We start from the raw sequence: 24,636 nt of genomic DNA on the forward strand, positions 1-24,636 counted from the left end.
TTTTGTTTATGAATTTAAAAAACGACGTTGAAGCCTTAGATGCACTTCAGACCAAATTTAAAGACCTGAAAAAGGAAATTACTACCGTTATCTATGGCCAGGATGCAATTATCGATCAGGTACTGATCTCGCTGTTTAGCCGCGGTCATGTTTTGCTGATCGGTGTTCCCGGGCTGGCAAAAACGCTGCTTGTAACTACCATTGCAAAAATTCTGGGGCTTAAGTACAACCGTATTCAGTTTACGCCCGATTTGATGCCATCGGATATTATCGGTACTGAAATTCTTGACAACGAACGTAACTTTAAATTCATACAAGGGCCTTTGTTTGCCAATATCATTCTGGCCGACGAGATTAACCGTACGCCGCCAAAAACGCAATCGGCACTGTTGGAAGCCATGCAGGAACAATCGGTTACTGCCGCCGGACAACATTTCGAGCTCGACAAACCGTTTTTTGTGCTGGCTACGCAAAACCCAATCGAGCAGGAAGGAACCTATCCCCTGCCCGAGGCACAGCTCGACCGTTTTATGTTTTCGGTGTGGCTCGACTACCCAAAACTGGAAGACGAAATTACCATCGTAAAAAATACAACTACCATACAAAACACCCAGTTAAAACCGGTTATTTCAGGAAAAGAAATTCTGTTCTACCAGGATCTGATTCGTAAAATTCCGGTAAACGACAATGTGTTGCGTTATGCAGTTACGCTGGCGGCAAAAACCCGTCCGGAGAATGAAAATGCAGCCGAGATCAGTAACCAGTACCTGAAATGGGGTGCGGGGCCACGTGCATCGCAGTACCTGGTATTGGGCGCTAAAACACATGCTGCTTTGCGTGGTAAATATTCGCCCGATATTGAAGATGTAAAAGCCGTTGCGCCTTCTATTCTGCGGCACCGCATTATTAAAAACTACAAAGCCGAAGCTGAAAATATTTCAATCGACGAAATCATCGACAAATTGCTTTAATGTCTTTTTACCGTATTAATACCAGCGCCTCGTTGCGCAAATTTACCCCTGCAATTTTCTTTCTTTTCCTTTTGTTTATTGCCGCAAAAGGATTCTCGCAGGAAAAGAAACGCGTGGAAATCATTCAGGCTGAAACATTGGAACAAAGCGAAAACGTTGCCAATGCCCAGCGCCTGATCAACGACGTAATCATCCGTCATGAAGATATTCTGCTGTACTGCGACAGTGCTTATACCTACGATCAATCGAACCGCGTAGATGCTTTTGGCAATGTACATATTAACAAGGGCGACACGCTGCACCTTTATGCACGAAAAATTTATTACGATGGCGACCGCAGTTTTGCACAGGCCATAAACAATGTAAAGCTGGTGAATAACGAGGTAACGCTTTACACCGACACGCTGGATTACGACATGAACCTGAACGTTGGCTACTACGATTGTTTCGGAAAAATTGTTGACAGCACCAACACCCTTACCAGCAATGTGGGGAAATATTACCTCGACAACAACGAAGCACATTTTACCGACAGCGTTGTTGGCTTCTCCGATAAATATACGATCAACAGCGAAGACCTGCGCTACAATACGCAAACCGAGGTGATCTATTTTATGGGGCCAACTACCATCCGCGATTCGGTGAATACCCTTTATGCCGAAGATGGTTGGTACAACACCCAAACCGGCGAGGCCGACCTGAAAGATAAACCAAGCGTATTTAACGAAACGCAACTGTTAACCGCCCAACAAATAAGCTACAACAAAGAAAATGGCGATGGTTATGCCGAAGGAAACGTACATATCGAAGACTTTGAAAACCGTACCATAATTCAGGGAAACAAGGTAATTTACAACGACGCTAAAGAAACAGCCATTGCCACCGATTCGGCCGTATTTATTTCGTACAGCGAAGCCGACAGCCTGTTCCTGCATGCCGACACCTTAAAAAGTATCCCCGACACTGTTGATGGCGAAAATATTGTGATGGCCTACTACGGCGTACGCTTTTTCCGTACCGACATACAGGGGCTATGCGATTCGCTGATGTATTTTACCAAAGATTCGCTGGTTCAAATGCACAGCAACCCGGTTATCTGGAGCGAACAGCACCAGCTTAGTGCCGATTATGTTGAAATGATTCAGCACACTACCGCCCCCAACGAAATGCATATGATGAAAAACAGTTTTATCATTTCGAAACAGGATTCGGGGCGCTACGACCAGATTAAAGGAAAGGACATGACCGGCTACATTGTAAACGGCAAACTACGCAATATTGATGTGGATGGCAACGGGCAAACCCTGTATTATGCACGCGATAAGGAAGCTGTGATTGGCCTGAACAGAGCAGAAAGCAGCAATATCAGCATACGTTTTAAAGAAGGAAAGATTGATGCCATTGCATTCCAAAAACAACCCGAAGGACAGCTAAAACCCATTTTAGAACTTGATGAAGGCGAAAAAACGTTACCTGGTTTCGAATGGAAAATAAAACTTCGTCCGCTGTCGAAAAACGATATTTTCTGGCGACCTGAGAAGAAAGAGGTTGTTGAGGAAGAGGTGGAAGAAGTCATTGGTCAGTAGTCACTGGTCATTGGTCACTGGTCACTGGTCATTGGTCACTGGAAACAGGATCCTTGATCGTTGGATATTGGTTATTCGAAATTGATTATTGGACATTTGATCATTGATAAAGAATGCTTTGCTGCAAGGATGTTATCTCTATTTTTAGCATACATAAAGATGACATCCCTGAGTTGCAGGATGCTGTCATTCTGCAGCGCAGCGAAGAATTTGTTACACCGGAACATCACTTTCCCTCAAAATTTCGTAGATCATTATTCGAACTTAAGTTTCCAGATGCAGTTTTGAACGGGCCTGCCCGAATCAAAAAATTACCTGCCGCAAAATTGCCCGGGATTACCTTACATGAAAAGTTAATAGCCGCAGAACTGCAGGGGCAAATTCAATTCCCAGTTCCGCAAACGACTCCTTCTCCTTTTTTAAGGCATGGTATAGGTCAATAATTTCATCGGTGAACTCTTCCAGAACTTCGCTGCGTAATACATCAGCCTCTTTTCGCTCATTGTAACGCTCGACCAACGACTGCATTTTATGCGAAAAATCGATGCCTTTCAACTTGTTTACCTTTTTAAATTCATCGATAGCTTTGGCAAGCAATTGTCGCAGCAGTTTGATTTTTGTATTTGGCAGTTTGATTTTATCGATTTTAGCCAGGTAATCGTCATCAAAAATATCCACTTCCGTTTGTCCGTCCTGCCCCAGTTTGAAGATCTCTTCAACCCCATCGCTGGATATCGCCTCACTGTTCAGCTTCTTCACCCGGGCATTCATCTGTGCAATATCGTCTTGTTTCGAGTTCTCGATTATGTAAGTCCACCGCGATGTTTCGGGCAAAAAGAACACATTTCTCATGGTGTAGAACTCCACCATCTCAATAAATTTCTCTTTGCCTTCGCTCATCAGTTCTGCGCGGCGCTCTTCAAATTTATCGCTGGCAAATTTCAGGAAAATGAGTCCTAAAACCACGTGTTTATACTCGCTTGATTCAACGGTTCCCCTCAACTTATTGGCCGAATCCCAGAGGTTTTCTTACATACTCTTTTGCTTTCCGTTTTGTTTTTTGGCCATAGAAATATTTATAGTTTCGGTTAATGGTATATTATTCTAATACAATGTATTTAGTAGGAAGGAAGAAATACATGATTGGTATATTTAGTTAAATAGATTTTATTTTGAAGGGATTGTGAATAAAAAGCGGGAAATCATTTAACCAAATCAGAAGAAACAATTTGATAGATATTATCGATGGCCTTATACCTTGCTCCAATATAAAAATAATTATATTTACATCGGGTGATCGTTCTGATCATCCGTGTGTTTGGGGGTTAACATTGAAAGAGCCATTATTGAATGGCTCTTTTTTTATGCTTTAGTTTACTACATCATGTATGGAAACACACAAAACTATTCTTGCCAAGCGGAAACCAAGTCAACAAATTCTTGTCTGTATCCGAAAGGATCAAACGTAAGCGAGTTCCCCAGTAATCCGAGTACCATTTGCTTGGAAACTTCTCCTTGGTATTCCGATTGTTTCATCATCAAACCAAATCCGCCTACACCTGCTGCAAATTGCATATTTTCTGAAGAATTGGAGATATTGGTCGGCGTAGCATTAACTTCGTGCATAATCAACTGGCTTTCACTTGCGTTTGGCTTTTTGTATCTAAAATCGAATTGCGCGAATTTTTCATTTGGCGAAGCATTTGCAAGTACAAGTTCGTACAAAGCAGTAATGGTTTGCGACGAACCAATTTCACCTGCATCTGTTGAATCGTTTTCAAAATCTTCATTCTCCAGGCTTCGGTTTTCGTAACCAATAAGGCGGTACGAGTCAACCGTATTTTCATTAAATGTAAGCTGAATCTTTGAATCTTTAGCTACAGTGAAAAATTTACCGAATTCATGGGTAAATACCTTTTGTATTTGCTTGGCATTATCGATGTATTCGTAATTCCCATTTCCTTTATTGGCAATTTGCTCCATCATGTAATCATTTAAATTTCCGCTTCCAACCCCCAAAACAGTTAGATAAATACCCGATTCGCGTTTTTCTTCAATCAATTCAACCAACTCATCGGTTGACGAAGCGCCAACATTAAAATCGCCATCCGAACCAAGAATTACCCGGTTATTTCCTTCCGGAATAAAGTTTTCTTCCGCAATCTCATAGGCGGTAATTATTCCTGCTGCACCTGCTGTTGAACCACCAGCGCCAAGTTTATCGATTGCTGCTTTAATTTTTTCTTTTTCATCGCAATAAGTCGAAGGCAATAACACACCGGCTTCACCGGCATAGGTTACAATTGCAATTCTATCCTGATCCTTAAGGTTATCTGTCATGGTTTTAAATCCCGACTTAAGAATACCTAATTTTTCAGGCGAATTCATCGACCCGGAAACATCGATTAAAAAAACGTAGTTCGAATTTGGAAGCTCATTTTCAGGAATGGTTTTTCCCTTCATTCCTAATCGCATAAGGTAATGTTCCGTATTCCAGGGGCAGCTAGACAGCTCAGAATTTAAAGAAACATTTTCACCATTTTGAGGCTCGGCATAATCGAAAGTAAAATAATTGAGGTACTCTTCAATTCGCACCGACGCTTTAGGTGGCGTTTGGCCTAAATATAAGAAGCGTCTCATATTCGCATACGAACCACCATCGGCATCAACCGAGAATGTAGAAACTGGTTGATCGCTAACTTTTATGAAAGGATTTTCTTCATAGTCATTGTAATTTTCGCGATAGTTGTCCGGATAGTTGTCCGGGTAGTTATCCTGACCGGAATCCATAAAAGCAGCCAGGGACATTTCATTGTATTTAACATCACTTACATCATCTTCAGTGCAAGCATTAAATAAGAACAAGAGTACAACTGCGGCGGTGAATAGATTTGTTTTCATGTTTAGAATAGTTTTGTTTTTTATCAGTTACTTTAAATAATGAGGAATATTCTTGCAATTTGGCTTATGTCATCTTGGTCGATTTTATATAATGATGCATTAGTTGGTGTTTGGGTTGCGTCGTACACGAATTAAACTGGCAGTACTAATAGCCAATCGCAGCTTTTAACCGGCCCGAACTACTGTTATCCTTCATTAAGAAAGACGAATGGACAAATTATCAACTTTTCAATTTCAGTTAAATCTTTTCCTGTTCTTCGGGTTCTTTCTTCTTATTTTAGGTTTTGTTGTGCGCTGCGCCCTTTGATTTCTTTCGTATAATTTATTTAAATCACGGCAAGTACACCAATTTTGTGTATATCTATTTCGTGTTTTATCGCGCTTTAGTTTTCTTTCCACTGTTTCCTTTTCTTTCGCTGCCAGCTCGTTTTCTTTGGAATAAAACTTCGGTTTATTCTTAAAATTCGACAAGCGAATGGGATAACGTGCCGGTTTGCCATTGTCGCCCAGAACCCTTGTTATGCTTATCTGTGTGGTAATTTTTTACCAAAGTTTTAAACGAGTTACGACACAACGATTGAATTATCTGAGCAAAGAGTGTTAAATTTGTCTTCATAGCCAAGTTGTATTTTTATAATTCGGAACTACAAAAATAATTGCTCCACCTTTTGGAAGCCTAATTGGCTTTGTTTAGGACAGATGTGATTGAGATTAATTGATAAAACAAAAGAAGAAAAAAACAGCTATAAAATAGCTTTATTGAACGTAAAAAAATCAAACACAATCGATTCCGGGTTATTCCGCAAAAACATGAGTCCCTTCAAGCAAAAGAACAAATCTAAACACATTGTAATCAGGCATTAATACATGGCAAACCCGATAACATTTCCTGGCTATTTCCTGATAAAACAACAAATTTTCAGTCACAGGTAAAATAGGAAAAATAGCATTCGCTATTTGTAATTTTCCAATCTGCGAAACAATATCATCGTAATAGCCACACTCAGATGCAATTTGAGCCAAAAAAGCAGGATTAAATTGTACATTTTTGCTGTGCGTATCCAGGTTTCCTTCTGCTAATTTTACAGCTTTTCCAAGCATAAGCGCCAGATTTATTTTCGTTATTCCCTGCTGAACAGCAAGTTTTACAGAGTCGCCCACCAGGTTTCCAAAGTGGATAAAAGCGGTATCGGGCAAATAAGAGAATTCAGAGCGAAGCCGATTTTCGCTGCGTTTGCCAGAAGTCAGCACAACCTCCTCACATCCGGAATTGTATGCCACAGACATCTGGTATTTAATAGTCGACAAAAAGGCTTCATTGGAATACGGCTTCACTTTGCCAGAGGTTCCAATAATTGAAATACCGCCCACTACACCAACCCGCGGGTTAAAAGTTTGTTTGGCCAACGCTTCTCCTTCCGGCACAAATGGTTTTACCTCAAAACCAGTATCCATTTCATATTCTGCGGCCAGTGTTTCCAGCGCTTCTGTTATCATTTTTCGCGGAACGGGATTAATAGCAGGTTCACCAACCGCCACTTGCAATCCGGGCAAGGTAACTTTTCCAATGCCCTTTCCCTGCAAAAAACGGATACCATTTTGGTGGGTCAGTTTTAGTTCGCATCCAATTTCTTTCCCGTGTGTAACATCGGGGTCGTCGCCGCCATTTTTAATTACCGTACAGGCAGCCGATTTTTCGGAAATCCACTCGGGGAAAATCCAAAAACGGGTTTGTTCTCCGTGGGGCAAAGACACCTCTGTCGACTTCGGGAAGGCCCCTTCGGCCAAAGCGATAAAACAGGCTTTAACTGCTGCTGTAACGCAAGTTCCGCTTGTAAAACCAGCACGTAATTCTCCGTCTTTCCTTAAAATGCTTTTTCGCAAAATATAAAGTTGCTGAAGCAATTGTTTTTCCGAATGAACACTGAAATTGAAGTTGGGCAATACAGGGCGTTTTACAATCCACAAAGGAATGTTTAACTGTTCGGAAACTGCAATTTTACTTGCCATAAAACCGGAAACGCCGCTTTCCTTACTCAACAAAATCTGGGCTTTTTTCTGTTTCGCCAGTTGTAATAATTCATCAACATCATCCGATGGGTTCATCGGAATAATCCATTCTGTTGAAATTGTTGATTGTGCTGCTTTTTGCCGACTAAGTGTTGTATTTAAAATCCGAAAGAAACAGGTTCGGCTTTCCCAAACATTTTTTAATACCGGAATGGTTTGAACGCCTGTTAAGGATAAAATTCGTTGGAAATTGCTTTTTAAAAGTGCCGCAGTAAGTTGCTCATACGAATCAAAAAAAGTAACATTTTGAAGATGCTGTGATTCGTTATATTCTCGTTCGTAGCGCAAAACAGGAATTTCAAGTTGTTGAGCTGCTTCGTAAATATTTTTGTGCAGCTGAACAGCAAACGGATGCGCGGCATCAATAAGAAGTCGAACTCCATTTTTACGGCAAAAGGAAATCATCTCCGCCGGTTCCATGACCCCGGAAATGAGTTTTCCTTTCAAAGCTGTTTCTACCTTGCTTTTTGTTGAATAATAATACGGTTCTTCGATAAAATCGAGAATCTCTGCCGTTTTTTTTCCCTCTGTGGTACCGCCAAAAACTAAAATCATAATCATTCGCATCCTTTCCGGAAAGCATGTGCAAACTTCCGGTCGTATAATTTCGATTCCCCCGAGCGGTTGTCAATGGCTTTTCCAACAACGATTAATGTGGTCATGGTGAGCTTGTTTTCTTTTACGGTTTGCGCCAGCGTTTCCAAAGTACAGCGATAGATTTTTTCATCCTGCCAGGTTAATTTATAACAGACTGCAACCGGTGTTTCCGGCGGATAATGCGCTAATAAGTCTGCCTGAACTTTTTGGGCAATGGCAGCACTTAAATAAATACACATGGTACTTTGCGACTGCGCCAGTTTATTCAGTTGTTCTTTTTCGGGCATGGGTGTGCGCCCTTCGCCACGGGTGAGGATAATGGTTTGCACTTCTTCGGGAATGGTGAATTGAGACCGCAAAGCCGCTGCTGCCGCCTGAAAAGAGGAGATTCCCGGCGTAATATGATAATGCCAGCCCCATTTATCCATTATTGCCATTTGTTCCTGAATAGCGCCGTAAATACACGGGTCTCCGGTGTGGAGACGCACAACGGATAAACCCTTGTCGTAATACTGTTTCATACTTTCGAGCTGGGTGTACAAATCCATCCCCGCTGAGCTTTCCACCACACATCCTGATTTTGCGTATTCTGTAAGTTCGCGTGGAACAAGGCTTCCCGCATAGAGAATATAATCTGCCGTTTGTAAAAGGCGTTTCCCTTTTACCGACACCAGTTCCGGATCGCCCGGTCCGGCGCCTACAAATTCCACAAAACCTTTACGTTCTTTTTGGGCGTCAATGGCCACGGCGTAGGTGAAAAACTTATTACCTGCCTGCAATTTTGTTTTTTGAATTAACAAACCATTTTCAGCGAGGTGCATTGCAGCAGCTTCGGCTACTCCGGCGCTTCCGGTAACAACTTCCACTTTTTCCGAAGGGTTGGGAACATTGTATTTTGCCAGCACTTCGCTGCTAATACTGTGCAATAAAACTCCCCATTCGCGGCTTAACTGAAGAAACGCATCTTCGTCTTTCTTCAGTTCTGCCGTAGCCAGCGAAGCCACCGATAGTGAAGAAATGCCTTGCTCTTTCAAACTTTTTTCCAGTGTTTGCTGAAATTCTTCGTAAGGCAATCCGCGTTGACAGCCCAATCCTAAACATACCATTGGCGGACGATAAAAAATGGCCTTGTCACCAAAATCGTGTAAAAACGGCGTGATGGCCAGAATCAGGTTATAATTTTCAGTATTCAACTCTTTTCTGGAATAAAATACGTCAACAAATTCCGGACAACCGGATTCAAGAAACAGAGTGCCTTTGTCGCGGGTTTCCAGCAATAATGCTGTTTTTTTACGGTTTACAAAATGGCCCGTTAAGGAAGTGTGATTGCCGGAACATTCCATTTTCCAGTTAAACTGCCGGGGTAACACATCCAGCGCCCAAAGTTCCGATGTGTCGCTAACAGTGGTAAGTACAGGAGTAGCACCGAGCAGGTTGGCCAGTTTTTTTGCCAGTTCGTTTGCGCCTCCAATATGCCCCGAAACTACCGGCTGCACAAATTGGCCATTGGCATCAATATTTATGACTGCAGGGTCGGTTTTTTTGTTTTTCAGAAAAGGGGCAATTTCGCGGACACAAATCCCCAGCGCACCAATAAAAACCAGCGCATGTCCTGTTTGCCACAGTTTGTTATAATCAACTGGCTTTTGAATCATTTTGGCATCCGGTTCTTTTCTCAGAATTTTCTCTGCCAGTGCCTTTCCTGTTTCTGAATGTGTTATTATTGAAATCATAGTTTCTTATTTATTACAGATATTTGCATACTCATCGCATAAAATACTGCTTGTTCTTATTGTTTTTTTATGGCTAAAATGCTTATCGGATTATGCTCGTCAACCGCTAACTTTTGCTGAATCTGAAGTTGGTAATTGTTTTTCCTGGCCCAGCATAAAAAGCTGTTTTCGCTCTGCTCGCTTACGGAGTTAAAAACAATTATACCTCCATGAAGCAGATGAGCGTTTACATCGTTAAGAATAACTTCCATTTTTCCGCCGTAACCTCCCAGAAAAACGGCATCAGGCTGCTCTTGATTTGCTTTATCCATCTCGGCATAATCGCCAATGAAAAGTTGTATTCCGGGAGTTTGAAATTTGCGTGCATTTTTTTTGATGATTTCCAACGATTCTTTTCGTTTTTCGAAAGCAACAACTTTAACATCAGGAAAATGAAGGCGTGCTTCTATCGAAACGCTTCCGGTGCAGGCTCCAACATCCCAAAATAATTTTTTGTTGTGAAGTTGAAGCGCCGCCAGAGTAAGCATACGAATTGCCATTTTTGTAATCATTTTCGGACGCCCTTCCAAAATTTCAAAATCAGTTTCCGGAATCCCTTTTCGCGGAATCCGGTCTTCTGTCATTTCCAGAAAAAAGCAATTGGGGTGCGAAAACGGAAAAGTTGCTGCACCCTGTAAGGAAAGTTCAACAATACGCTCGTTTTCTCCGCCCAGGCATTGGCCGTAAAACATACGGTAATTGTTGTATCCAAATTCCAGCATTCGTTGGGCAATGGTGGCCGGTGTATTTTTGCGGTCGGTTAAAATGGCGAGGCGCTTTTCGCCATGCAGCAATGCTTTGTCAAAGGCATGCCAGTCACGTCCGGTAAGCGAAACTGTTTTAAATTCGCCATAATTTATTCCAAAACGGTGTGCTAAAAGTTGCAGGGAATTAAAAACCGGATAGAAAACAAAATTTGCATCCGGCAGTTCGCGTTTCAGGGTATTTCCGATTCCAAAAAACAGCGGGTCGCCCGAAGCAAACACAAGCCAGTTTTCCCCGGATTTCTTCACCTTATCAAAAAAATTGGACAAGGGAACGGTAATATCTACCCAGCAGGCATTTTCAGGCAACCAGCGTTTTATCAATTCGTAATGCCGTTTGCCTCCGGCAAAAAGCCGTGTTTCAGCAATAGCCTTTTGTTGTTCTGCCGAAAATTCCGGCTTTTTATCGTAGATGCCAATGATGGTTATTTGCATTGTTGATCTCTTTTATAATCCTTCTCCCGGGTTCATGGCTTTTGCTTCGTTCCAACTCAGTATGGCATTGATGATGGTAGCGGCAACATTACTGCCTCCGCGCCGGCCATTTACAAATACTGCAGGAATATCGGGGCATCCATATTTCAACTGCCATTTGCTTTCCTGTACATTAACAAAGCCTACCGGGGCTGCAATTACTCCCGCAGGATTTGCTTTTTTGTTGCGAACAAGCTTTACCAGTTCGATAAGTGCGGTGGGGGCATTCCCAAAAACAAAAACGGCATTGGGATGCTCTTCTACTGCCAAGCGGATTCCTGCCTGGCTGCGTGTTATACCTTTTTCTTCGGCTACTGTTTTTACCCGTTCGTCGTCGAGGTAACATTTAATTTGTAAGCCCAGCTTTTGGGCAATAGCTTTACGAATTCCACGGGTTACCATCGATACATCGGTGACAATTACCGGCGGATTTCCGGAATGAAATTTTTCATAAAGAGCCGGTACAACATTGTTTTTTAAATCAATAAAATCATTTAGCTGAAAATCGGCTGTAGTATGAATACAATGCAGCGCCACCCAAATATGCGCTAACGATTTTCCTTCAAAACTAACTTCCTGTAAAATGGTACGGAAGCTTTCGTTCATAATTTGGCGCCCCACTTTTCCGGTTGAACTTTCATCGGTTTTCCGCGACAAATAACCACGCGGCGTTACCATGCGGTTCTCAAATTTTTGGGTTTGACTGTTTCCGATAATGATCACGGTAAACATGTCGGCCATCGAAGTATCCAGGTCTTTCAGTTGAATAACTTCTGTGTTTTCCTCTTCACGTCCAACCTGGCGGGCAATTCCTACCGGGGTTTCCGGCGAGCGGACTTCCAGAAAAAGTTCTTTTAGCCGCATCAATTGCCAAAAGCGCCCCTGGCTTAGCGGATTGTAAATTGCCGTGATAAAATCGGCTTCAGCAGCAGCTTTAATCCGCTTTTCAATTTTCTCCCACGGAGTAAGCAGATCCGACATGGAAATGGAACAAAAATCGTGACCCAGCGGCGCTCCCAGTTTGGCCGCCGCTGCAAACATGGCACTTATTCCGGGTACCACTTCGATTTCTACCGCCGAATTATTTTTTTGTTTCAGTTCCCAGAGCAAGGGAGCCATTCCGTACACCCCGGCATCGCCACTGCTTATTACAGCAACTGTATTTCCTTTTTCTGCTTCGGCGAATGCGGCTTCGGCACGTTCCTGTTCTTTTTTCATGCCTGTGCTGATTTGTTTTTTTCCCTTAGTCAAATTTTCCACATAGCTCATGTAGTATTTGTAGCCCACCAAAACATCCGATTTTTTAATGGCTTGTATGGCCTCTGGGGTGAAGTACTTTTCGTCTCCGGGGCCTATTCCTATACAGTAGATTTTCATTTTATTTTTTATTGTTTTCGCGAATATATCCGCGTTTTTTCCGCAAATGTTTTCAATTAATTGTTTTGAATGCTTAACGATATGGTGGCTTAGTTCGCATTTTCAGGGTAAATAATCAGTAGTGCGAAGTATGGAATTTTTCGAAACTCCAACTCTTCGGCGTTGTCGGTAAAAAACTCATTGCCGGTTCCCACCCGCTCAGTATACAGAAACGGGCGACCAGTTGTTTTTAAGAAAGAATGCCATCCTTTAAGTACGCTCATTTTCATAATAACTATGGTTGACTGATGCTTTAGAGCCTTCGAAACAGCGTCAAAACTTTCGGGTTTGGCTATTACTTCCAGCCCGGTTGTTTTTTCCGCCAGTGGTTGATTTCCCAAGGCAGAGGCTGCAATAAATGCCGGAATGCCGGGAATTAAACGGCAAGGGATTTTTGCTTCTTTGGCCAGCTTAAAAATGTAGCCAAAAGTGCTGTAGAAAAACAAATCGCCTTCACTTACCAGTACCACATTTTTTCCGTTTTCGTATTCCTGTTTTATCCGGAGAAAAGCTTCATCGTAAAATTTCTGAGTTCCCTTTCCTTTCATCGGAAACAGAAGCGGCTCACAAGGTTTGTAAACCTGGAGTTGGTCGAGTATATTAGCTGAGAATGAGTGGTATTGGCCCTCGCTCTCGGCTGAAACCGGGTAAAAAATAATGTCGGCCGCCTGTAATGCGCGGAAGCCTTTTAATGTAATCAGCTCCGGATCACCAGGACCTAACCCGACTCCTGTAAATGTTCCTTTATTCATATTTGCTCTTTTTTCTGATCGGTTAATGCCGATTTTTTTTGCCAATCTTCGCCGAAGTTTTTCGCTAGAAATTGTTCCAATTTACCTTCTTCACCCAAATAAATGTGCATGTACGATGCCCAGCAATTTTTAGAAATAAGTACGGGCATTTCTACCGGAATTCCACGGGCATTTTTTACTTCAATATTTATGGAAGAAGGTTCGTGTTGAATTAAGTTTGAATAATGAAATTCGTGACCTTTCAACTTAAAGTCATCCCGATTAATTTGGCGGTAACCTAAATGCAGTTTTTTATTTTCGAAACTGGTGGAGATATTGAAAACACCACACATTTTCTCTCTTTTCCCGTTCTCATCAATAATTTCTTTTCCGAGGTACATCATCCCACCGCATTCGGCAATAACCATTTTCCCCTGCTCAATAAATTCGTTTATCGATTGCTGCATCGTTGTGTTCTCGGCCAGTTGGCGTGCAAAAAGTTCGGGATAACCACCCGGAAGCCAAAGCAAATCGGCAGCAGGTATTGTTTTATCATGAACAGGGCTAAAGCGGGTAACTGTTCCCAGTTGTTCCATTGCGTCGATATTTGCCGCATAAGAGAAGTTAAACGCCTCGTCATGCGCCAGCGCAATCGCTAATTTTTTGTCCTGTTTTGGCGGGTTTGCGGGCGCAGTTTTTTCTGTTTTTGCAGTCAATTCCAGTAAACGGTCGATGTCGATGTGCTTTGCTACTAATTCCGCCGCGGTGGTAAATAATTCCTGGTTATTTTCATTGGGCAGGAGCAAGCCGAGGTGCCGCGATTTTACCAACAAACGCTCATCGCGCGGAAGATAGCCCAATGACTCTACACCAGCATCTTCGGCGGCTTCCTTCAAAAAACGGTAGTGCGACTCGCCGCTGACTTTATTGAAAATAACACCTGCAAGGGCTATATTTTCATCAAAATTTTTGAATCCGAATAAAAGCGGAGCCGCAGAATACGCCATGCTGGCCGCATCTACCACCAAAATTACAGGGATGTTTAATAACCGTGCAATGTTTGCCGAACTTCCCTTATCTTTTTGAGCGCCATCAAACAAACCCATTACACCTTCCACCACAGCTACTCCGGATGAAGGAATGTTTTTTTCGAAAACCGAGCGAACATGTTCTTCCGAAGCCATCCACGAATCGAGGTTATAGGAAGTGCGACCTGCAATTTTGGTATGGTACATCGGGTCGATATAATCGGGGCCGCACTTAAACGGTTGTACCGTGATTCCGCGATTAACCAACGTTTTCATCAAAGCAAGCGAAATCATGGTTTTTCCCGAATTGCTTTTGGGAGCGGCAATTAAAAATGCAGATGTTTTATTGCTTTTCATTTTTTGACTTTTGGGATGGAAACAGCCTGAATTTCGCCACTTTCACATTGTTTTGTTTTAACTCAACAATGGCCAGCAGATAAAATAAATCGCTCATCCGGTTAAAATATTGCAGGATGTAATCAGCGACCTGTTCCACCTGGTTCAGCTCCACCAATTCCCGCTCGGCAGTGCGGATTCCGGTTCGCACAAAATGACATAAGGACGCAACTTTATTTCCACCCGGAAGAACAAAGGCCAGCTTTTCATCTTTCAGAAAATCATTTAATGCTTCTATCCAGGTTTCACAAGCACGCAAACCTTTCTCAGCATGCGGTTTATTATTGGGCTTAGGAGAATCGACAGGTGTTGCAATGTGCGACATCATCAACATCATATCACGCTGAATTCTCAACAAACCTTTTCCCCATTGATGGTTTTCAGGTAATTCGGCCAGCAACATTCCAATACGCACATTTACTTCATCAATTAAACCGTTACAACGGATGCGGATGTGGCTTTTACCAACTCTGTTTCCCCCGAATAACGCAGTTTGTCCGGTATCTCCTGTCTTTGTCGTTATTGCCATTTTCTTCTGGTTTTCGAAATAATAAATTGTTCCTGCATTTTTTCTACATTATAAAAAGCTTACAGCACCTAATCGACTGGTATTACTTATTCTGTTATGTTATAAACTTTGGCTTCGGTGAACGAATTCATTTTATTGAGCATAGCAACACTGGCCTGAACAATTGGGAATGCCAGCGCTGAGCCGGTTCCTTCGCCAAGCCGGAGTTTTAAATCGAGTACCGGGTTTCCCCCAACGAAATCGATCATTTTAAGATGCCCCGGTTCGTGTGAGCAGTGAGAAAAAATGGCGTAATCTTTAACGGCCGGATTGATGGCATAGGCAGCTAAAAATCCGGAAGTGGAGATAAATCCATCCACCAGAATCAGCATTCTTTGGCGGGCTGCTTCCAACATACCTCCGGCAATAGTTGCAATCTCCAGTCCTCCAAAACGTGCCAGATTTTCTTCCGGAGTTTGGGCAATACCTAATTTTTCTATCGCCTGTTTTAATACTTGCGCTTTGCGCTGAACGCTTTCGGGAAGTAAGCCACAACCAGGGCCAGTGCAGGTTTCAACCGGAATTCCGGCATAAACAGAAAGCAGGGCTGTTGCCGGGGAAGAATTGCCGATTCCCATTTCGCCAAAACCAATTACATTGGTGCCATTATCGGCAAAGCCAGCAACAATTTCACGACCATTTTGAAGTGCCTGGTTGCATTCCTCCAGGGTCATGGCCGGTTCATTTAAAAAATTGCGACTTCCTTTGCGTACCTTTTTGTTTATCAATTTGGGGTGCGGTTCGAAATCATAATTTACACCGGCGTCTACCACATATAAATCGAAACCAAAATGCTGACATAAGAATCCGATTCCGCCACCACCATTCAAAAAATTAAGACATTGTTGCCAGGTAATTTCTGTTGGCACAGGACTTACTTTTTCATTTGTAATTTCATGGTCGGAAGCAATGGTAAGCATCACCGGTTTGTTCAGCGATGGCTGCGTGGTTTGTTGAATCAGCCCAATTTGCATGGCCAATTCTTCCAGCTGTCCGAGCGAACCAACAGGTTTCGTTTTTTGGTCGATGTTATACTGAAGCAAATTTTGCAACTCTTCATTCTCGACAGTGGCGATTTTTAAATTTTCTAATGCTTTCATAATCTGTATAGATGGTAATATTTTATAATTGGGTTGCCAGGACAAAACAGAGGGTGAGCAAAAGCACAAAAACAACTTCGGTTCGCCTCACTATTTTTATCGTGTTAAGTAAATCGTTTTTAGTAAAGTCTCGTTTTGTTTTTCCGATGGTTGGTTTACTGACCCACTGGCCGAAATAGAGATGAGGGCCACCAAAAGTAACATTTAATGCGCCGGCCAAAGCTGCTTCGGGGTATCCTGCATTTGGACTGCTGTGGGCATTGCCAAATCTGAAAATAAAATGAAAAGCGCGTTTGCTTCCACTACAAAAGGCCATTATAAATGCTGTTATTCGTGCAGGAATAAAATTGGCAATATCGTCGATGCGGGCAGCAACACGCCCAAAAAGCAGGTATTTCTCGTTCTTGTAGCCAATCATCGAATCGAGCGTGTTAACCATTTTGTAGGCCATCATGCCGGGAACTCCCCCTATGGCCAACCAGAAAAGCGGAGCAATAAACCCATCGCTGAGGTTTTCGGCCAGTGTTTCGAGGGTGGCGGCTTTTATTTCATTTTCACTGAGTTCGCTGGTGTCGCGGCCAACAATGCGCCCTACCTGTTTTCGTGCTGCTTCCAGGCTTTCATCCAAAGCCTTAAAAACAGCTTTTCCTTCTTTGATCAATGTAGTTCCGGCCATACCGAAAAACACGAAAATGGTTTCGATGGCAATCCCTGCTATTGGGGAAATACAATACGCATATTTAATCAGAAAGAAAAAGAATGTAAAAGTTGCGGCAATTAAAACGATGGCCATTATTGTTCCCTTTAAAATGCGGTGTTTGCCGTTGTTTAATTTTTTAGTTAAAAAGGAAATACTTTTCCCAAAAGCCACGACCGGGTGTGGAAGCCACAGCGGGTCGCCCAGTAATTTGTCGAGTAGAAATCCTGCCCACAATGCAATCGTATGGTTAATTAATATTTCCATGTTTTTAATACGTTTAGTAGGGCATTGTTTTTTTCCGGTGATTGTGTAGAAAGTCGAAAATGAAAATCAGACAAGTCCCTAAAATTGGATGCATCGCGAATAAGGATCCCGTATTTTTCGGCTAAGCATTTTTTTAATTTGCTTGCTTTTACGGGCCCTTTTACCAGGAAAAAAGAAGTTTTAGATGGTACCACCTCAAAACCTTCAATTTGGGCGAGTTCATTTTGAAAGTGTTGGCATTCACGCAATATTTCCGGCAACTTAAAATTGTCGTTATAATCTTCGGAAATGCAATACAAACCGGCCTCCAGGGCCAATGCGTTAATCCGCCAGGGCATCAGCTGTTTTTTTAATTTTGTGATTAACTCGGGCGAACAAACCAAATACCCGAGCCGCAAGCCGGGGATCGAAAATCGTTTTGTTAACGATTTTACTACCACTAAATTGGGACGGTCGGGGGCTTCGTTTTCGAGCGAAATGTTTTTGTTTATAAATTCAACATAAGCTTCATCCAACACATACAATGTTCCGGGATTTTTCTGAATCTGGTCTCTTAAGATGTCTTTGTCAAAAATCCTCCCGTCGGGATTATTGGGATTGCAAATCCAAACCACATCGAAAGGTGTTTTGCTTTCTTCTGAAAAATGAGTGTTCCTGCAAAATTCAATGTTGTGGTCGTACATTTTACAGGCATCTTCATACTCCGAAAACGAAGGAGTGTAAATAAGCGATTTTTTAGCCTGAAACAGGGAGGCCAATAGGTAAAACGCTTCCACTGCGCCATTGGTTATTAACACGCTTTCCGGTGGCATATTTTTTTCTTCTTCGATGCGCCGGGCCAGGTTTTCGGCCAATGGTTCGGGGTAACTATTCAGATTCTGAATACAGGATTTCAGATGTTGCTGCAACCCGGCATTGATTCCCTGCGCATTTACATTCGAACTAAAATTTATCCGAATATTTTCGAATTTGTATGTGTCGTCGCCATGTCCGTGAATCATTTCTGTAGCATTTTATAAATGGCATCCATATCCACATTTTGGCGAATATGTGCAGCCAGCAATTTGTATTGCTTTTGTTTAAACTCGTTGTAATTTTCGGTAGTGCCAGGTCCTTCGGCAAAAGGTGCCAGCAAATCGTCAATCACCAAAGGATTATCGAGAATGCCATGCATGTAAGTTCCCCAGCATTTTTCGCTTACCCAACAACCTTCGTTTGAGCCGTTATCCAGCCGATTTAGCGGATTCGCGTTAGCGGCAAAAGTTGTTTTTCCCATGTGAATTTCGTAACCCGAGCAAAGTGTTTTGTAATTTTTAAAATAGTACGAACTGCGAATGGTTTGTTTTTTGTCTTCTAAAACTGTTGTGGCAGGCAGAATATTTAGTCCCGGTACTGCTTCTACATTACTTTCTATTCCATTTGGATCTTCAATGCGTTGTCCCATCATTTGGTAACCACCGCAAATTCCGATAACCGTTTTACCGGCGCGTGCCAGTTTCGATATTTCAGCAGCCACTCCGTTTCTGCGAAGTTCAATAATGTCGGCAATGGTGTTTTTAGAACCGGGCAGAATAATAATGTCCGCTTTTTGAAGTTCAGTTCGGTTGTTGGTGTAATACAAATGCACCCGCTCGTCGTGTTCCAGGCGGTTAAAGTCAGTGAAATTGGAAATTCGGCGCAACAGTACCACTGCAACATTTATTTTATTGTCGTTGGCAAAAGTGGCTTTCCGTTCGAGCGATACCGAATCTTCTTCTTCAATCTGAATATGGTTAAACGCCGGGATAACGCCCAGCACGGGCACTCCGGTAATTTCTTCGATGATTTTGCGGCCTTCATCAAATAAACTGATATCGCCACGAAATTTATTGATGATGATACCTTTAATCTGTTTGCGTTCGTTGGGCGTGAGCAATTGAATGGAGCCGTAAACGCTGGCAAAAACGCCGCCACGTTCAATATCGGCTACCAAAATAGTAGCAGCGTTGGTTTCTACAGCCACACGCATATTGGCAATGTCATTTTCTTTCAGGTTCAATTCCGAAATGCTTCCGGCGCCTTCCAGTACCATCGGATTGTGTTTTTGGGCCAGCCGCTGAAAGGCTTTCATTGCTTCGGCAAAAAGCTGTTCTTTTATTTCGCCCCGAAAGTAACTGCCTGCCGAATAGTTGCCAAAAACTTTCCCGTTGAGGATAACCTGCGCGGTTTTATCGGAACTGGGTTTCAGCAACACCGGGTTCATATCGGTATGGCAGTCGATTCCACAAGCTTCGGCCTGAACTGCCTGCGCCCGGCCAATTTCGCCGCCGTTAGCCGTTACAAAACTGTTGAGTGACATGTTTTGTGATTTAAACGGGGCAGGACGATAACCATCTTCTTTGAAAATGCGGCAAAATGCAGCAGCCAGCACGCTTTTACCCACATCGGATCCCGTGCCCACAAACATAATCGGGTATTTTAATTTTTTATTCATTTTCCGAAACAATTCATTGTCTGTTTTACGATTAATTCAACCGAGTTTTCCGTTGTTATCTTTTTATCTGTGTTGTACAGGTGAAAACCACTTTGCCCGTTTTTTCCAATTTCAATCCAAAAACCAGCGTCTTCTTTCATTCCTGTAACTTTTATTCCTTTACGTGCAAAAGCACGGCGGAGCAACACATATTCGAACCCATGGCCTTTGACCGGCAATTCGTGAAAGTGATCGTATTCTACACGAAATAAACCGGTTTTGGTATCGAACTCAATTCCTTTATTTTGAAATAGGGTTTGAAAAGCATTTTGTAGCAATAAATCTTCTGGACTTCCGGTAATTAGTGGGCCGTTTTTGTGTAAAAGCCACAACCGGTCGGCCATTTGTAAAGCCAGGTCGAGGTCGTGCGTAGAAAGTAAAACCGATTTGCCCGATTCCGATGAAATGCGCCGCAAAAGCTGGATAATTTCGACCCGGGCCGGAAGGTCAAGAAAGGCGGTAGGCTCATCGAGCAAGATAATTGGAGTATCCTGCGCTAAGGCTTTGGCTATAAATGCTTTTTGTCGCTCGCCATCGCTAATTGCCGACAAAAAAGCATTTTTTTTGTGTGCAATGCCACATTGCTCAATGGCCTTGTCTATAATTTTCTGATCGTTTTTGTTAATACGTCCTAAGGTTCCGGTATAAGGACTCCTGCCATAGGCTACCAATTCATAAACGGTGGCATTGGGAACCGCTATCCGGTCGGTTAACACAATACTCAGCAGGCGGGAAATTTCTTTTTCATTCAGGTTGTTCATGGTTTTTTCCATGATGCTGATCTGGCCTTCGAAAAAAGGCTGAAAGCCCGAAAGTGTTCGCATTAGTGTACTCTTTCCGGCACCGTTTGAGCCTAGTAAACAGACCAGCTCTCCTTTTATTATCCGGGCATTCAGATTTGCAGCAACTGTTTTTTGCTTCGCTCCCGAGGAATAGCCAATACACAAATTATTGATTGTAAGAAAGTCGGTGCTACTCATTATTCCAGTATTTTTTCTTTTCTGCGTTTTAAAATGACCGATATAACCACCGGAGCACCAACAAATGCGGTGACTGAATTAATCGGCAGTTCACTGTCGATGCCGGGAAGCCTGGCAATGAGATTACACAACAAAGCAGTTGCGCTGCCAATAATAATCGAATTCAGAATAAGTGTAAAATGATTCGATGTGCGGGAAATCATTTTTGCCAAATGCGGAACGGCCATTCCGATAAAGACAATCGGGCCGCAAAAGGCTGTAACCAGTGCCGTTAATATTCCCGAAGTGAAAATAATGAGAAATCGTGCCTTCCGGATATTGAGTCCCAGGTTGCGTGCGTAGTGGTCGCCCAGCGCCAGCAAATTCAATGGTTTGCTCAATAACAGACTCACGATCGACAAGGGAATTGTAATTGCAGCAAACAATTCTGCACGTTCCAAAGATAGCCGGCTAAAACTTCCCAGTCCCCAAATCACATAATTGTGAACATCTTCTTCGAGGCTGTAAAATTTCAATATCCCAACCACTGAATTCGAAAGATAACCAATCATTACGCCCATTATGAGTACGCTGAGTGTTCCACCTACTTTTCGGGAAATAAACAAAATAAGAGCCAATACCGCCAGTGCTCCCCCCAGTGATGCGCCGGCAACGGCCAGATCTCCCCACATGCCTATTTGAGCAAATGAAAATCCGAATGTTTGTCCGGCTACCAGCAGAACAAAAGCAACGCCCAGGCTTGCACCCGAAGAAATTCCTAAGACTGATGGTCCGGCCAATGGGTTTCTGAAAAGTGTTTGCATAAGCAATCCGGCAACACCCAATGCCATTCCTGCACTTACCGCAACCAATGTTTGTGGCAGCCGCGTGCGAATTAATATATTGTGCCAGATAATATTTTCTGAACCTTTGCCAGTAACACTAAGCAGTACTTCCGAAAAAGGAATATTTACTGAACCCAATGCCATATTCAGCAGGATTAAAAACAACAAGGCCGCAATAGAAAAGGGCAGCAGGGCTTTGGTTGATATTTTGGTATTTTGTTTTAGCATTATAATTCGGTTTTTCTTCCAAATAAAAGGAAGAGACTTGTTGTAGCTGATTTTTTCTATTTCAGTAATTCATAGAATTCCGGCTGATGATCGGGCAAAAGTGATGGATGAAGAAAATGGATGTAGTCAGCAAGGATAACATCGGGTTTCATTGCATTTTGCTCGTAATAAGGTTTCTGCCGAATGTTGCATGCAAAAACATGATTTTCCTTAAAGGCTTTAAAATCGCCATAACGCGGGTCTTCGGCCAGCATCGAGGTTTTATTGTAACCAACCGGATCGGGCAACAATATGCGCCAGTAATCGCAGTTCGCTGCAGCGGAATAAACACTTTCAAAATCGAGCGGATAGGCCGCTTTTTTATCGTCTTTAAAAATATATTCAGCGCCGGCATCCTTAAAATAGTGGGCATAGAAGCTGTCGCCTCCAGGAACATACCAGGTTCCCGAGCGCATCTTCCCGGAAAAAATGGTTGGGCGTTTTTTTACTTTTGCTGCCCGTTCTTTTAATGATTCATAACGATTGGCAACACCTTTAAAAATAGAATCAGCTTTTACTTCCTGATTGGTAAAAGCGGCAATCATTTTTATCCATTCGGCCCGTCCCAGCGGAGTTTCTTCTTCGTAAGCTGCCATAGGAACCAGGTTAAAACCCAAGCTTTTCAAGGCATCGTAACCACCACTTTTAAAGGGCGAAACGAAAATAACATCAGGATTCAGGCTGGCAATTAATTCGGTGTTAAAATGGCCTTCTTTTCCTACACGTTTTACCAATCCAGCCTTTATTTTTTTATTCATTCCTTCATGATAAAGATGGCGGCTGCTGTTTATCGCAACAATGTTTTCGATATTATCGAGCGCAAAGAAATAGGTAAGTTGAGTTGATGATAAACAAATAATTCGCTTACACGGAATGGGAATTACTCCTGGCTGTGCCCCTTTTATTTTCGCTGCCGGAACCAGTTTGAATGACTCATAACTGGCACCTTCGCCACCTGTGCTGAAGATTTTTAACAGTTTGAAATCGTCGCCGTTTTGCAACTCAAAACTATGGGCATATTTTAATGGGCTAAGCGTTAACTGTTCTTCCGATGCCTGTTTTTTTGCCGGTTGACTGCAGGAATTCAACAAGAACAGAAGCACTCCCAACAGGTATAATTTAGTTACAATGTTCATTGTTATTTATTTTTAAGTTCATCGTTACGATTTAATAGCTTGTAAATAGTTCTTCTCAGTGGTAACTTTGGTTTTATTTGCTTTAGCCTACGGAAAGTAGGATTAGCATTTCTATTTTATTTTCCGCTTTATCCGTTTCCAACTTAATACCGCGCCTGAAAAACTTAGCACAATACCTCCTGACGATAGTATAATGAGCAGTAGTTTTCGCAGCCATTCGTGTTCAACAAGCAGTTGGAAATTAAATTTATGTAAGCCCTGGTAGAGCCACCGGTGAATTTTACTGTTCCGGGTAAATGAGCTCAGCACTTTTCCTGTACCGGGGCTGACATACATGAGGTTTTGAGCTTCATTGTTCCAGCTGATTTTATATACCGGAAGCGGGCGCGAAAACATGCCCGATGATTGGTAATAATTATCGAATTCTGATTGAACAGAAATGGAGTACGACGGGTCATTAAATAATAGTGCAGCCCGCTGTTTCATTTGTTGCAGGGAGTATGGCTGTTGCCTGCAAATGGTGTCGCGAGTGGCAATATAGACTTCCGGCACCTGATAATTGTTGTAATAAACAAACCAGGCAGGTTTGCCCATGCTGGTTCCCCATTCGAGTTTTCGTACCCCGTTTTTATTCTGGAGAACCTGCCACAATTCGGAAAAAGAATGTCCGCTGTTTACTGGTGCTTTGGCCCCTTTATCCCAAAGTTTACGAGGTTCGAATATTTGTTTTTTTGAAGCGTTATTATCCGGGAAATCGACAACAGAAAACAAACCGCTTAACAGAAAAGTGAATACAAATAGCCCGAAAAAGAAGCCGGCAAGGTGATGCCATTTGTACCAGAATTTTTTGTACGAAGTAATGCTTCCGTTCTTCTTTCTTTTTTTGCGTTTGTTGAGACGGATAATTCCGGCAATAATTCCGGAAATGCTGGTTAAAAGACCGATAACAGAAATCCAGATTACTACCTGGTTCCAATGTTGCACATTCAGCCGCAACGAGCGAAAATAAATCCAGTGCGGAATAGCTCCAATACGAGCCAGCCACCGTGTTTTTCGGTCAGTTTGCTGAACAATGGTTCCGGTTTTCGACGACATATACAGAACAGTATGCCGACTGTCATTCATATAAAATTTGTAAATCGGAAGCAAAGGCTGGTAATAACTCCACGGCATCCACTGATCGAGCTGGTTGATTTTTACTGATTTCAATATCGAACTTCCCAGAAAACGTTGTGCTTCCTGTTGGCACAATTCTTCAGAAAAGTTACCGATAGGCTGGAGCGTTTCGGCATTATAAATCTTTTGTGCCTTTTTCCCGGCAGATACGCGATAAACCGGCGTATCGTTCAGTTTATCGAGTTTTACTGATCCTTTTACAGAATCGGGTAAGGGAAGGATGTGTTCAAAATCGGTTTGAGAAAAAGGCTTTAGAAAAAGAAACCGATCTTCGCGCGAGGCATGGGGAAACCCGGCATAAATAAGCACGATTCCCGAAACAAACCAAATGCAAAACATCAGGCTAAGGGCAATGCCTGTAACCTGATGAATTTTTAAAAGTGTTTTTTTTAAGCGATGCATG

19 protein-coding genes and 1 pseudogene are annotated in these 24,636 nt (G+C 42.5%); 2 read left to right on the forward strand and 18 right to left on the reverse strand.

The window, feature by feature from the left end:
• Positions 1-8 precede the first annotated feature (8 nt).
• A complete protein-coding gene (locus tag BMW53_RS14735; RefSeq protein ID WP_038554188.1) occupies positions 9-971 on the forward strand; it encodes an AAA family ATPase in 963 nt (320 codons plus the stop codon).
• On the forward strand, positions 971-2,557 hold the full coding sequence (locus BMW53_RS14740; protein ID WP_051567487.1) for an OstA-like protein: 1,587 nt from the start codon (positions 971-973) through the stop codon (positions 2,555-2,557). Before BMW53_RS14735 ends, BMW53_RS14740 begins: the two co-directional genes overlap by 1 nt.
• Positions 2,558-2,893: 336 nt before the next feature.
• Here the strand turns inward: BMW53_RS14740 and BMW53_RS20665 are convergent.
• The 18 genes and pseudogenes from BMW53_RS20665 to BMW53_RS14830 form a co-directional block, all read right to left on the reverse strand.
• A pseudogene (locus BMW53_RS20665) lies at positions 2,894-3,571 on the reverse strand (type I restriction enzyme endonuclease domain-containing protein); the annotation flags it as partial.
• A gap of 390 nt (positions 3,572-3,961) precedes the next feature.
• On the reverse strand, positions 3,962-5,458 hold the full coding sequence (locus BMW53_RS14750; RefSeq protein ID WP_074780871.1) for a vWA domain-containing protein: 1,497 nt from the start codon (positions 5,456-5,458) through the stop codon (positions 3,962-3,964).
• Positions 5,459-5,915: 457 nt separating this feature from the next.
• Positions 5,916-6,074 (reverse strand): DUF4372 domain-containing protein, encoded by a 159-nt coding sequence (locus BMW53_RS21515; RefSeq protein WP_139178187.1) that lies wholly within the window; start codon positions 6,072-6,074, stop codon positions 5,916-5,918.
• Between the two features lie 179 nt (positions 6,075-6,253).
• Positions 6,254-8,089 carry a cobalt-precorrin-5B (C(1))-methyltransferase CbiD gene (gene cbiD / locus BMW53_RS14760; RefSeq protein WP_051567490.1) on the reverse strand — a complete coding sequence of 612 codons (1,836 nt, stop codon included), beginning with the start codon at positions 8,087-8,089 and terminating at the stop codon, positions 6,254-6,256.
• A complete protein-coding gene (cobM, locus tag BMW53_RS14765) occupies positions 8,086-9,858 on the reverse strand; it encodes a precorrin-4 C(11)-methyltransferase (protein ID WP_038554194.1) in 1,773 nt (590 codons plus the stop codon). Before cobM ends, cbiD begins: the two co-directional genes overlap by 4 nt.
• Before the next feature lie 56 nt (positions 9,859-9,914).
• A complete protein-coding gene (gene cbiE, locus BMW53_RS14770; RefSeq protein WP_038554197.1) occupies positions 9,915-11,096 on the reverse strand; it encodes a precorrin-6y C5,15-methyltransferase (decarboxylating) subunit CbiE in 1,182 nt (393 codons plus the stop codon).
• A gap of 12 nt (positions 11,097-11,108) precedes the next feature.
• On the reverse strand, positions 11,109-12,512 hold the full coding sequence (gene cobJ / locus BMW53_RS14775; protein WP_074780874.1) for a precorrin-3B C(17)-methyltransferase: 1,404 nt from the start codon (positions 12,510-12,512) through the stop codon (positions 11,109-11,111).
• An 89-nt stretch (positions 12,513-12,601) separates the two neighbouring features.
• Complete coding sequence (locus BMW53_RS14780) at positions 12,602-13,303, reverse strand: precorrin-2 C(20)-methyltransferase (RefSeq protein ID WP_038563446.1); 702 nt, start codon at positions 13,301-13,303, stop codon at positions 12,602-12,604.
• A complete protein-coding gene (locus BMW53_RS14785; RefSeq protein WP_074780877.1) occupies positions 13,300-14,667 on the reverse strand; it encodes a cobyrinic acid a,c-diamide synthase CobB in 1,368 nt (455 codons plus the stop codon). The genes BMW53_RS14780 and BMW53_RS14785 overlap by 4 nt, the downstream gene beginning before the upstream one ends.
• The gene (locus tag BMW53_RS14790; RefSeq protein ID WP_038554200.1) at positions 14,654-15,235 is read right to left on the reverse strand and encodes a cob(I)yrinic acid a,c-diamide adenosyltransferase; all 582 of its coding nucleotides are present in this window, start codon (positions 15,233-15,235) and stop codon (positions 14,654-14,656) included. Before BMW53_RS14790 ends, BMW53_RS14785 begins: the two co-directional genes overlap by 14 nt.
• An 86-nt stretch (positions 15,236-15,321) precedes the next feature.
• Positions 15,322-16,374 carry a nicotinate-nucleotide--dimethylbenzimidazole phosphoribosyltransferase gene (gene cobT, locus BMW53_RS14795; RefSeq protein WP_051567492.1) on the reverse strand — a complete coding sequence of 351 codons (1,053 nt, stop codon included), beginning with the start codon at positions 16,372-16,374 and terminating at the stop codon, positions 15,322-15,324.
• Positions 16,375-16,396: 22 nt separating this feature from the next.
• Entirely contained in the window at positions 16,397-17,338 is a 942-nt protein-coding gene (gene cbiB, locus BMW53_RS14800) for an adenosylcobinamide-phosphate synthase CbiB (protein WP_038554202.1), read from the reverse strand.
• Complete coding sequence (locus BMW53_RS14805) at positions 17,326-18,339, reverse strand: aminotransferase class I/II-fold pyridoxal phosphate-dependent enzyme (RefSeq protein ID WP_038554205.1); 1,014 nt, start codon at positions 18,337-18,339, stop codon at positions 17,326-17,328. Before BMW53_RS14805 ends, cbiB begins: the two co-directional genes overlap by 13 nt.
• On the reverse strand, positions 18,336-19,811 hold the full coding sequence (locus BMW53_RS14810; protein WP_038554207.1) for a cobyric acid synthase: 1,476 nt from the start codon (positions 19,809-19,811) through the stop codon (positions 18,336-18,338). The genes BMW53_RS14805 and BMW53_RS14810 overlap by 4 nt, the downstream gene beginning before the upstream one ends.
• Entirely contained in the window at positions 19,808-20,830 is a 1,023-nt protein-coding gene (locus BMW53_RS14815; RefSeq protein ID WP_038554210.1) for an ABC transporter ATP-binding protein, read from the reverse strand. Before BMW53_RS14815 ends, BMW53_RS14810 begins: the two co-directional genes overlap by 4 nt.
• Positions 20,830-21,882 (reverse strand): FecCD family ABC transporter permease, encoded by a 1,053-nt coding sequence (locus tag BMW53_RS14820; RefSeq protein WP_074780880.1) that lies wholly within the window; start codon positions 21,880-21,882, stop codon positions 20,830-20,832. The genes BMW53_RS14815 and BMW53_RS14820 overlap by 1 nt, the downstream gene beginning before the upstream one ends.
• A 56-nt stretch (positions 21,883-21,938) precedes the next feature.
• On the reverse strand, positions 21,939-23,057 hold the full coding sequence (locus BMW53_RS14825; RefSeq protein WP_038554213.1) for an ABC transporter substrate-binding protein: 1,119 nt from the start codon (positions 23,055-23,057) through the stop codon (positions 21,939-21,941).
• Positions 23,058-23,168: 111 nt separating this feature from the next.
• Positions 23,169-24,635, reverse strand: coding sequence for a PepSY domain-containing protein (locus BMW53_RS14830; RefSeq protein ID WP_074780883.1), 1,467 nt, complete (start codon positions 24,633-24,635; stop codon positions 23,169-23,171).
• Between the last annotated feature and the right edge of the window lies 1 nt (position 24,636).

Origin of the sequence: Draconibacterium orientale (genome assembly GCF_900111425.1) — a bacterium.
Lineage (GTDB): Bacteria > Bacteroidota > Bacteroidia > Bacteroidales > Prolixibacteraceae > Draconibacterium > Draconibacterium orientale.

Bases quoted from the DNA above. Each gene is read 5' to 3' on its own strand.
- BMW53_RS14790 (WP_038554200.1), bottom strand. From the start codon at position 15,235: ATGGCAATAACGACAAAGACAGGAGATACCGGACAAACTGCGTTATTC.
- cbiB (WP_038554202.1), bottom strand. From the start codon at position 17,338: ATGGAAATATTAATTAACCATACGATTGCATTGTGGGCAGGATTTCTA.
- BMW53_RS14810 (WP_038554207.1), bottom strand. From the start codon at position 19,811: ATGAATAAAAAATTAAAATACCCGATTATGTTTGTGGGCACGGGATCC.
- BMW53_RS14815 (WP_038554210.1), bottom strand. From the start codon at position 20,830: ATGAGTAGCACCGACTTTCTTACAATCAATAATTTGTGTATTGGCTAT.
- cbiD (WP_051567490.1), bottom strand. From the start codon at position 8,089: ATGATTATGATTTTAGTTTTTGGCGGTACCACAGAGGGAAAAAAAACG.
- BMW53_RS14780 (WP_038563446.1), bottom strand. From the start codon at position 13,303: ATGAATAAAGGAACATTTACAGGAGTCGGGTTAGGTCCTGGTGATCCG.
- BMW53_RS14825 (WP_038554213.1), bottom strand. From the start codon at position 23,057: ATGAACATTGTAACTAAATTATACCTGTTGGGAGTGCTTCTGTTCTTG.
- BMW53_RS14820 (WP_074780880.1), bottom strand. From the start codon at position 21,882: ATGCTAAAACAAAATACCAAAATATCAACCAAAGCCCTGCTGCCCTTT.
- BMW53_RS14750 (WP_074780871.1), bottom strand. From the start codon at position 5,458: ATGAAAACAAATCTATTCACCGCCGCAGTTGTACTCTTGTTCTTATTT.
- cobJ (WP_074780874.1), bottom strand. From the start codon at position 12,512: ATGAAAATCTACTGTATAGGAATAGGCCCCGGAGACGAAAAGTACTTC.
- BMW53_RS14740 (WP_051567487.1), top strand. From the start codon at position 971: ATGTCTTTTTACCGTATTAATACCAGCGCCTCGTTGCGCAAATTTACC.
- cobM (WP_038554194.1), bottom strand. From the start codon at position 9,858: ATGATTTCAATAATAACACATTCAGAAACAGGAAAGGCACTGGCAGAG.
- BMW53_RS14830 (WP_074780883.1), bottom strand. From the start codon at position 24,635: ATGCATCGCTTAAAAAAAACACTTTTAAAAATTCATCAGGTTACAGGC.
- BMW53_RS14785 (WP_074780877.1), bottom strand. From the start codon at position 14,667: ATGAAAAGCAATAAAACATCTGCATTTTTAATTGCCGCTCCCAAAAGC.
- BMW53_RS21515 (WP_139178187.1), bottom strand. From the start codon at position 6,074: ATGAAGACAAATTTAACACTCTTTGCTCAGATAATTCAATCGTTGTGT.
- BMW53_RS14805 (WP_038554205.1), bottom strand. From the start codon at position 18,339: ATGATTCACGGACATGGCGACGACACATACAAATTCGAAAATATTCGG.
- cbiE (WP_038554197.1), bottom strand. From the start codon at position 11,096: ATGCAAATAACCATCATTGGCATCTACGATAAAAAGCCGGAATTTTCG.
- BMW53_RS14735 (WP_038554188.1), top strand. From the start codon at position 9: ATGAATTTAAAAAACGACGTTGAAGCCTTAGATGCACTTCAGACCAAA.
- cobT (WP_051567492.1), bottom strand. From the start codon at position 16,374: ATGAAAGCATTAGAAAATTTAAAAATCGCCACTGTCGAGAATGAAGAG.